Source organism: Streptomyces sp. (assembly GCF_050698815.1).
In the GTDB taxonomy this organism is placed as follows: Bacteria; Actinomycetota; Actinomycetes; order Streptomycetales; family Streptomycetaceae; genus Streptomyces.
In genome coordinates this window covers 1-1,916 of sequence record NZ_JBOHCV010000496.1, presented here as the reverse complement: position 1 = coordinate 1,916, position 1,916 = coordinate 1, and the positions used below count along the sequence as shown (strand labels likewise).

Annotated in this window: 2 protein-coding genes; both read left to right on the top strand. The window is 70.0% G+C overall.

The features are described from left to right. Positions 1 to 41 precede the first annotated feature (41 nt). Positions 42 to 461 carry a PPOX class F420-dependent oxidoreductase gene (locus tag ACRDP3_RS17910; protein ID WP_431517970.1) on the top strand — a complete coding sequence of 140 codons (420 nt, stop codon included), beginning with the start codon at positions 42 to 44 and terminating at the stop codon, positions 459 to 461. Positions 462 to 783: 322 nt separating this feature from the next. Next, positions 784 to 1,824 carry a M4 family metallopeptidase gene (locus tag ACRDP3_RS17905; protein ID WP_431517969.1) on the top strand — a complete coding sequence of 347 codons (1,041 nt, stop codon included), beginning with the start codon at positions 784 to 786 and terminating at the stop codon, positions 1,822 to 1,824. Positions 1,825 to 1,916 lie beyond the last annotated feature (92 nt).

The following is a 1,916-nucleotide window of genomic DNA, read 5'->3' as shown; positions in this document are numbered from 1 at the left end:
GACCCTCACCGGCCACCGCACCATGCTGAGGAGTACGTCGTATGTCCAAGCCCCCGCTTCCCGACGAGGCAGTCGCCATGCTGGCCAAGGCCAATCCGGCCGTCATCACGACCTTGCGGTCCGACGGCCAGCCGGTGTCCACGGCCACCTGGTACCTCTGGGACGAGGGCCGGGTACTGGTCAACATGGATGAGGGCCGGAAACGGCTGGAGCATGTCCGCAACGATCCCCGTGTCACGCTCACCGTGCTCGACGAGAGCGGCTGGTACACGCACGTGAGCATCATCGGCCGGGTCGCCGAGCTTCGCGATGACGAGGCACTGGCCGACATCGACCGGCTGGCTCAGCACTACATCGGGAAGCAGTATCCGCGGCGGGATCGCCGCCGGGTCAGTGCCTGGATCGAGATCGACAGGTGGCACGGCTGGGGATCGTTGAAGGACAGCAGCCAGGCCGGGTGACTGCGCCTGTACGGCTGGGCGCCTTGCGCCGCGATCCGCCCCCGGCCCGTCAACTGTGGTGTGCACTTGTAGGCGATGAGCTTCACAGCACGGAATTGCTCTTGCAGGCCACCTCGACCAGGTCGATGCCGTATCCCTGTGCGAGCCGGAGGGCAGCGTTCGTGACTCCTGTGCAGGCCCAAGCGGGCGGGCCTCCGGGCGTAACACCCGCCCCCCGGGCGTGACTCGGGGGCCCTGGGCGTGCTCTGGTCAAGCCGGACCCCCATAGGGCATGCTTCGGCGGCGAGTTGCCACCCCCCGCCCCGCGTCCTGGAGGTCACACATGCCCCAACGCACTCGCTGCCGGCTGGCCGCCGTCACCATCGGCGCACTGGCACTGACGACCCTCGGCCCGCAGGCGGCCACACCGGCTTCGGCCGACGGCGACCCCGTCGGCCGCGTCTTCATGGTCAACCCGGTCCAGTCCAGCGGTGATCAGGCTCTGAGCGACGACCGGGACTCGGCCACCGCCGTGCCAGCCTCGGACTACGCCACCGTCGCCCTGCGCAATCTCGACAGCAGCGGCGGCCTCAGCGGCAGATGGGTCACCATCCGGTCCGAGACCGGTGCTCCCGCGAAGGCCGTCGGCGGAACGTACGCCTACGACCGCAGCGCCGACCAGTTCGAGCAGGTCATGGCCTACTTCTGGGTCAACGAAGCGCAGGAGTACCTGCAAAGCCTCGGCTTCGGCGGCGAACTGCCCGCCGTCAACGCCCGGCAGCAGCCCGTCCGCATCAACCAGTGGGGCGCCGACAACTCGTTCTTCACCGACAAGAAGGCTGAGATCCGCCTCGGCAAGGGCGGGGTCGACGACGCCGAGGATGCCGAGGTGATCGTCCACGAGTACGGGCACGCCGTGCACAACGCCCAAGTCCCCGGCTTCGGCACCTCCGAGGAGGCAGGGGCGATCGGCGAGGCGTTCAGCGACTACCTCGCGGTCTCGGTCGGCGACCACGCCGACTCGAAGTACGGCTGGCCGCGCCGCACCGACCTCGCGTGCGTCGCCGACTGGGACTCGGTGAGCTACTCCGCCGCACCGCACTGCCTGCGCAGGACCGACTCCGACAAGGTGTACGGCGACAAGGTCGGCCAGGTGCACCGCGACGGGGAGATCTGGTCCCGCGCGCTCTCCGACATACGTTCTGCCCTCGGCGCACGCACCGCCGACCGGATCATCGTCAACGCGCAGTTCGGGTTCGCGCCAGGCACCAGCTTCAAGGACGCGGCCCTCACGACCGTCGCCACGGCCCGCGACATGTACGGCGAGCAGGCGGCCGACGCGGTCCACCGCGCCTTTGCCGCCCGCCAGATCCCGGGCCTGTGACCCGCGAGCTATGACCGGGCCCGCACGACGAGGGCGCGGCGGCTGCGGCGGCTCACCGCCGCGTCGCCCGCACGGCACCCGTCGGTACGCGC

Bases quoted from the DNA above. Each gene is read 5' to 3' on its own strand.
- ACRDP3_RS17905 (WP_431517969.1), top strand. From the start codon at position 784: ATGCCCCAACGCACTCGCTGCCGGCTGGCCGCCGTCACCATCGGCGCA.
- ACRDP3_RS17910 (WP_431517970.1), top strand. From the start codon at position 42: ATGTCCAAGCCCCCGCTTCCCGACGAGGCAGTCGCCATGCTGGCCAAG.